The following is an 8,104-nucleotide window of genomic DNA, read 5'->3' on the forward strand; positions in this document are numbered from 1 at the left end:
ACTTTTACTATTTTTAGAATCTATGAAGGCTATTAAAGTGAATGCTTTTACTCGGTTTGTTTTGTGTGTTTCGGTGAGGTTATATGCGATATTTAAATACGGCCTCAAAGCGTAAATGCAGTGCGTTTATCTTTTGTGTTGCTTTTTGCGGATTCTGCACTCAAAGCCGATCATGTATGTATAATACACTCCCTTCGCTTTTCGTTTGAAAACCGCAAAAATTCATCAAAAATCTTAAACACAGGGGTATAGCCTAAATTTCAAGTTACCGCACAGAGAGTCGGCTTGTCGTTTTGAGGCTTTAGCCGAAAAATCTAGCTTTATGCAAGTAGAGATGTTTCGCTACGCTCAACATGACAATAAGGGGCAACATGACAAGGGAATGCAATGCGGCAGTATTTTTGATTGAATTTAAGTGTTGTTGAGTTTTTTTGTGAGGGAGTGTATATATAATACATGACCGAAACAAAAACTCACTTAAAAGCAACAAAAAGACAACGCATATAACCGATATTTTAGAATCTGTGTCACAGATTCTGTGCTTAAAGAATAAAATATAAACTAGATTCCATGTTTGAAACGACAAAAAGTCAAAGTGGGATAAGAGTGCATAAGCTATCATTAAAAGCCTATATTTGATAATCTACAAAAATATATTATAATATCATCTTGTTTTATCATAAAATCATGCAATGAGGAAGAGATGGCAAAAAAAGGGCAAACAAAAAACACACAAAAAAGCACAAAAAAAGAAGTGCAAAGCAAGACAACACAAAACGCTAAGGTGCGGACAAATGAGCTAAAAACGACCAAAGCACAAAACAGCGAAATAAAAACGAGCGAGTCAAAAAAAGGTGGGTTAAAAACAAACAAATCACAAAAAAATGAGTTAAGAGTGGCTAAAACACAAAAAGCTACATCACAAACAAATGAGCTAAAAACAAACAAATCACAAAAAAGTGAAATAAAAGACACTGAATTACAAGAAGCAGTATGTAAGCCACTTAGCACAATCATGCAAGATTCAGAGCCACAAAAAGCACAAACACAGATTAATGAAAACTCCATTTATGAGAGAAACCTGCACGCATTAAGCATACGCGATCCGCTTCTTTTCTACAATCTCTTAAAAATAGAAACAAATACTCAATATGAAGTCTTTATGGGAAATGATAGTGCGAACTTTAATATTGTTGAATTGCAAAATAATATCCCGCTTTATAAAGGCGATCCCTTGCAAGAGAATCTAGAGGTGCTAAAAAGCTATGAAATATATCGCTATTATCCCTATTTATACGCCTATGGTTTAGGGAATGGAATCTTATATCGCATGATGCTTGGCAGCGAGATTCTAAAACGCATTGTAGTGATTGAGCCAGAACTAGAGATTATTTATATTGTGCTAAATCTCATTGATTTTAGTGAAGAGATTCTAAGCAATCGACTGATTTTACTTCATTCTCCACAATGTAATTTCAATATGATTAACTCCCTTTTTGATATGGATAAATTCTCTAAAGTGTATTCTAAAGTCTATGATTTGTTGCTACCAAATGGCTATTATGAAAAATATAGCGAAGAGATTCTAAGAATTAATAAGGACTTTGTAGCCGCCATCGAACATGGTGTAATAAGTGTAGGCAATGATACAAAAGATGCTATCGTTGGGATAAAGCAGCATATTGAAAATATGAAATATTCACTCTATGCCCCAAGCCTTGTAGAAATCCATAGCAAGCTTAAAGGCAGAGATACAGCTATCATTGTCTCCACAGGACCAAGCCTTTATAAGCAGCTTGATACATTGAAAGAAATCGCTCCCTATGCGACACTTTTTTGCATTGATGCGAGTTTTCCCGTGCTTACAAAGCATGGTATAAAGCCAGATATTGTGTTCTCTTTAGAGAGAGTGAAAGAGAGTGCGAAATTCTACACAGATACGCCAATGGAGGCACAAGAAGATGTGATTTTCTCCCTTACTTCAATCGTGCATGAAGATACTATACATGCGATACAAAAAGGCACAAAGCAGTTTAGCTTCCGCCCATTTGGCTACACAACACTTTTTAATTTCTATGAGTATGGCTATCTTGGTATCGGCATGAGTGCGGCAAATATGGCGTATGAGTTAGTCGTGCATTCGCAGTTTAAACGCTGTATTATCATAGGGCAGGATTTAGCCTTTGGTGAAGATGGCTCAAGCCACTCTAAAGGTGCGGTATACGGTGAAAATGAGATTAAACCCAAAAAAGATAAAATCTATGTGGAAAAATATGGCGGTGGTGGTGTAGTAGAGACCACAGAAGTGTGGAAACTCTTCTTAAACTTCTATGAAAAAGATATAGCAAACACACCTTATAAGATAGAAGTAATCAATGCTACTGAAGGTGGAGCAAGGATAAGAGGGACGATTGAAATGCCTTTTAAAGAGGCTTGTGCTTTAATCCCAAAAGTAAAGAAAAAGCCCATAAAGCTTAAAGCCCCGAGTAAAGCACATGCAAAAAAGAATATGGAAAAAGCGATTGAGATTTGTCAAAATTGGATTGATTATGGCGAGTTACAACAAGAAAAAGTTGAGAGTGTATTCTTAGAATTAGTCGAGTTTTTACAAGAGATAGAAGAGCTAAATCGCAAGAATGAGCTAGAAAAATTTGATTATAAAACAATGGATAAATTAATAGATTCTATAGATGAGATTAAAGATATTTTTAACTCGAGGGTTTTTCATGACTACTTTACAGATGCCTTGCAATCCTATATTTTTCATCAAGAATTAGACATAGCACAGCTTCTAGTGCGACCTATTAATAATGAAGATGATAAAAGGGGCAAAGAGCTAGAATGGCTATATCATCATAGATATTGGCTATTTAGCCTTGCAGGTGGCATCGACACGGTGGTAACCGTCGTGCGTAAAGCTTTAGAATATCTAAGTGGTGAAAAATACGAGAGCCTAAAGGATAAAGAGAAGAAAGAAAAGACAAAGTAAGGTTAAATTTTTATTGATTTTGGGTTTGAATTGATAAGATATTGATCATATGTTTTACCATCAATACTAACACTCCAACATAGCTACACGCATAAACTTCTTAATGAGGCTTTGTAAATACCAATTTATATTTGTGGAAATTTATAGGCTTCAAACATACCAACAACGCTTTTAATTATTTAAATGAAAGGTTGCTTTGCATTAATATCAGTTCATGCCAACAAAATGTCTATGCTATATGCCCTCTTGTCATGGGTTTGTGTTGAAGTATAATTATATGGTATAAACTAGTTGTATCTAAGGTAAGTCAAAAATTAACAATTCATTATTTAGAATTTAATTCTTTAAGGTTGAATCTAGATTTTACGCAGCATACATGCCACTGCTTGTTTCTATGAATAAATGGTTATGTTTTAGTTAGATTCCATCCTGGCTTACCACGCACTACTTATACATATTTTTTGCTATTTTCAAAGCTAAAAGTTTTACTTGTAATTTCTCACACACGGCAAATTCAAGCACAATAACAAATAACCACACTATGTATTGTTAAGAAACAATGCTATAATTACGATTTATTTTACAAAAAGAGCGTTTAATGAATAAAAAAGAGATAAAAGCACAAGACAATCCGCAAGATAAGTTGAGTGTGCTAGATTCATTTCGGGCTTTAGGCTTGAAAGACAAAGTGTTAAAAGGCATTAAAGAGGCAGGTTTTACTACACCAAGTCCTATACAAGAGAAAGCTATCCCACCCATACTTGAGCGTAGAGATGTTATCGCACAAGCCCAAACAGGCACAGGAAAAACCGCAGCATTTGCCCTGCCTATTCTCCATAGTTTGAAAAACGATAGCTCCATTGAAGCTTTAGTGATTACGCCTACACGAGAGCTTGCTATGCAAATTAGCGATGAAGTCTTTAAGTTAGGCAAGTTTTTAAAGACAAAAACAGTGTGTGTGTATGGCGGACAGAGTGTAAAAAAGCAGCTTGAATTAATAGAGAAAAAGCCACAGGTCCTAATCGCAACACCGGGTAGATTGCTAGATCATTTAAAAAATGAGCGACTAAAAAACTTCGCACCAAATGTTGTGGTCCTTGATGAAAGTGATGAAATGCTTGACATGGGCTTTATTGATGATATTGAAGAGATATTTCAATATATTCCAAATAACGCACAAACCCTGCTGTTTTCAGCCACAATGCCAGCTAGAATCAAACAATTAGCAGATAAGATTCTCTATGATCCCGTGCATATTAAGATTCAATCAAGTAGCACGACAAATGCAGATATAGCACAACGCTACTATATCATCAATGAAAATGAACGGAATGAAGCACTAACAAGGCTAATAGATACAGAATCTCCAAGCAAAAGTATCATCTTTATCCGCACAAAAAAAGAAGCCGATGAAGTCAATAACTACTTGCAAAATAAAGGCTATAAAAGCACTGCATTACATGGCGATATGGACCAACGCATGCGTAGAGATTCAGTCCAAGCTTTTAAAGGTAAGGAAGCAGACATTCTAGTCGCCACAGATGTCGCTGCAAGGGGGCTTGACATACGCAATGTAAGTCATGTTTTCAACTATCATATACCTTTAAATATAGAATCTTATGTGCATAGGATAGGACGCACAGGCAGGGCGGGTAGCAAAGGTGTTGCCATTACTCTTGCTACACCGCTTGAGTATAAAGATTTAAAGAAGATACAGAATGAGACAAACGCAAAATTTGAGCTTTATGAAGTGCCAAGTGTAAGCAGCGATGTGATGATAAACACGCTTTTAAACACAAAGGTATCAGATGAAGCGATAAATCTCTATGAGAGTATTAAGGATAAGACAGATTCGGCCCAACTCATTTTAAGACTTTTATCTGTCTATCTACAAGAACATGTAAAAATAGGGCTAACAAAGCAAGAAGCCCTAGAAGTCCAAAAACAAGAGATTCTAGAATCTAAAAAGGAAGCGAAAACAAAAGGTAGCAAAGGCGCAAAAGGTAAAACTCTAACTAGAGATAAAAATCCAAAATCAAGCACAAATAGACGCACTAATAAAGAGAATCTATCAAAAAACACACGACCAAGCAACGCCCAAGAGAGAGCTAAAAAGCAAAAAATGCAAAGTCAGCAAAAATACTATAAGGGATAACTTTGCGACTTAATCATTTTATCGCACTACACAGCAAATATTCGCGTAGAGAAGCGGATAGGCTAATAATAGAAGGTGCAGTAAAGATTAATCATGCTTTAGCGACAACAAAAACTCTAGTCCCACAAATAGCCCTGCAAAATCCACATGCTGCCATGAAAGAATTTAAAATCTTTATACACGGAAAAATGCTGCATTATGCTAAAAAGCAAAACTACACTGCAATCGTGTATCACAAGCCAAAGGGTGAACTTGTGAGCAAAAAAGATTCTTATGGGAGAAAGCTTATCTATGATAGCTTAAATGCTAGATACGCGCATTTTATGCCTGTTGGTAGGCTTGACTTTGCAAGTGAGGGGCTTTTGATATTGAGTGATAGCAAGGAAGTTGTAAGCAAACTCATGCACTCAAACCTGCCACGCACCTACATTCTTAAAATAGATTCTCATATTACAAAGCAGATGATAAAGGCAATGGAAGAGGGCTTAACATTGCAAAATGCAAAGGCAGGTGGGCATAGACTAAGCAAGATAAAGACAATGGAGTTTATGCCTATGGAATATGAGATTATAAAAAGCGCTTCAATCTCAAAGCTAAAAGTGCGTATCAGCGAGGGAAAAAATCGAGAGTTGCGTAGATTTTTCGCACATTTTAATGCGAATGTGCTGGACTTAAGAAGAGTTAGCTATGGGTTTATCAATCTAAATGCACTGCCTGTTGGCAAAACCCGCTTTTTCACAAAGCAAGAATATGATGACTTGCATAAGTTTATGAGTGAAAAAGATTCTAATAGAAAAGATTCTTAATTGTGAGTTTAAAATGTAGTGGTATGGAATCTTTTTGCTAGATATTAAGTTATAGTCGTGTCAGCAGAATATTGCCCTTTAACTGAATATGGAGATTAGAAATAGCTTGTTATAATGCTTAATAGAAAATAGATAAAAGATAAGTTAGAGATTCTTAGAACAACAGCTTTGTCTTTGCGGATTGTATTTTATATAGTCGCATTGTATAAGCTAATCGGTTAAAGCCCTAAGTTTCAACTCTGTTTTTAAAAGAAAGGAGGTGATTAACTTATACAATGTTTGTATTCTATCATAAGTTTGAAAGGATTTGGTTATGGATTTGAATTTTGTTTTGATTGTGATTTTAGCAGCTTGGGTTGGTGTTAGTGAATATAGAAAAAGGTAGAGAAAAATATATACCACAAATAAAAGAGACTTTAGAGAAACCACAGATTGTAATACAAGATGAAAGCGAGTTTATTTTTGCTAAACAAATAAAAGATAATTTATACCTCACGAGTATAGGAAAAGATTTTGATACACATATAACTATTATTAGCAACTCACCAAAAAAACCGATAAAACAATACAAAATAAGCTAAAGAATGGAAAAGTGATACATGAAGCAAAAAAATGCGGAAGCCTTACCGACAACTGGGGCATTCACAGAGACAAATCAAGTGCCGTTCTCTAAGGGCATTATACCACAAAGCACACAAATAAAGAATATAAAAAATAATTAGTCGAGCTTAAAAAATCCAAGTTAGCATACGAAAAACATTTAAAAAGCCTTGAAAGAAAATTGGATAATTTAACTAATCTTGAAGCAATATTAAAGAGCAATGATTATTCCTTAGAACAAGCTTTAAGAGTATCTAAAATAACACAAGGACTACAAGAAAAAGCTATCATAGAAAGTGAATCTTTCCTTAAAAAAGTTTTTGAACTAGATGAATTTGCAAAAGGTGTAAAATCATTGCAGTGGACAAGTTATGCCTATAATACAGATAGTAACATAAAAATTATTTTATAATAATAGCAGAAATGACAGATTCTATCCCAGCATTTAAAAAAATCTGCTAACCAAGCTAAAACCCCGTAAGAAATAGTTAAACACGCAAGAAAAAGTGGCAAAAGTGTAGCAGAGACAAAAGAATTACTACAAAAACATAAAGAAATAGAATCTAAACAAACAAAGACACAGACCCTATAACAAAACAACAACTAGACCAATTTCAAATATTACAAGAAGCACAAAGGGCTTATGACAAGCTAACAACAATAAAATATGCAAACAAACATATACAAAAACTTAAAGAGAGTCTAGAACAAGCAATAAAAGCAAATGATAAAGAACTCATAAAAGATAAACAAGCACAAATCATAAAGGAAGAAAAACGACTAGCAAAAGCACAGCAAGAAGCAAATGAAGAATTACAAGAATTAAAAGAGTTAGGAATCTCTTTAGAAAATCCGCTTAATCTAAAAACTACACCAATGCCAGATACAAAAAGGGCGGAAGTGAAAGCAATTTATGAAAAATATATGCCTACCATAGAATCTATAACTAAACAAATTGAGAATGCAAAAACACAAAAACAAAAAGATAAATTATATAAACAAAGAGCAGATATAACACACAAAGCCAATAATGAAATGAACGCATTTCTAAATGACTTTGACCAATTAAAACAAGTATTAATGAAGAAAAACCTATTTGCAGAAAAAGACGAAATAAAAGCACTTAAAGAAGCAGATTTTGACTTTGAAAATCCCTTTAGCTTTCATAATGCAGATAAAACTCGTTATAAGCAATCATGGGGCAGTGTAGATACAAAAGAAGAAGAATACACAAGGAAACTCATACAAACAAGAATATTATTTGACAGATTTGACCCTGTTATAAGATGGAATATTAAAAGGAAAATACATAATATTGATTCTTTTAGCAAAGGCATAAAAGATGATGAAATTTTAGCTTTACCGGGCGACCTTAAATCTATTAGAGAAGATATAGAGATTCTGTATGATATTAAACCCATAAAAGAATTTGGCACAAACTATGCAGAACATTATCACAGCGGGGAATCTGCTATACAAAAACTCATAAATGAAGCACAAGCACATAAAGAAAGCGGAGCTAAAGGCGAGTATAAAGGGCAAGTTGCAGGGGCA

General features: G+C 34.5%; 7 protein-coding genes. All 7 read left to right on the forward strand.

Annotation, left to right across the window (positions count from 1 at the left end; translation table 11 throughout):
- Nucleotides 1-1,015 precede the first annotated feature (1,015 nt).
- A complete protein-coding gene (locus C6H08_RS06835; RefSeq protein WP_080732187.1) occupies nt 1,016-2,989 on the forward strand; it encodes a motility associated factor glycosyltransferase family protein in 1,974 nt (657 codons plus the stop codon).
- A gap of 598 nt (nt 2,990-3,587) precedes the next feature.
- Nucleotides 3,588-5,144 (forward strand): DEAD/DEAH box helicase, encoded by a 1,557-nt coding sequence (locus C6H08_RS06840; RefSeq protein ID WP_034579232.1) that lies wholly within the window; start codon nt 3,588-3,590, stop codon nt 5,142-5,144.
- A gap of 2 nt (nt 5,145-5,146) precedes the next feature.
- Nucleotides 5,147-5,950: a pseudouridine synthase gene (locus C6H08_RS06845; RefSeq protein ID WP_005218360.1), complete on the forward strand. Its 804-nt coding sequence runs from the start codon at nt 5,147-5,149 to the stop codon at nt 5,948-5,950.
- Nucleotides 5,951-6,315: 365 nt separating this feature from the next.
- A complete protein-coding gene (locus C6H08_RS06850; RefSeq protein WP_233708520.1) occupies nt 6,316-6,531 on the forward strand; it encodes a PBECR2 nuclease fold domain-containing protein in 216 nt (71 codons plus the stop codon).
- A gap of 18 nt (nt 6,532-6,549) precedes the next feature.
- A complete protein-coding gene (locus C6H08_RS12325; protein WP_267892891.1) occupies nt 6,550-6,672 on the forward strand; it encodes a hypothetical protein in 123 nt (40 codons plus the stop codon).
- Nucleotides 6,673-6,731: 59 nt separating this feature from the next.
- A complete protein-coding gene (locus tag C6H08_RS06855; protein WP_034562269.1) occupies nt 6,732-6,962 on the forward strand; it encodes a hypothetical protein in 231 nt (76 codons plus the stop codon).
- Between the two features lie 488 nt (nt 6,963-7,450).
- Nucleotides 7,451-8,104: hypothetical protein (locus C6H08_RS06860; RefSeq protein ID WP_158656830.1), on the forward strand; the 654-nt coding region annotated here is incomplete at its 3' end.

Source organism: Helicobacter bilis, from assembly GCF_900198365.1.
In the GTDB taxonomy this organism is placed as follows: domain Bacteria; phylum Campylobacterota; class Campylobacteria; order Campylobacterales; family Helicobacteraceae; genus Helicobacter_A; species Helicobacter_A bilis_B.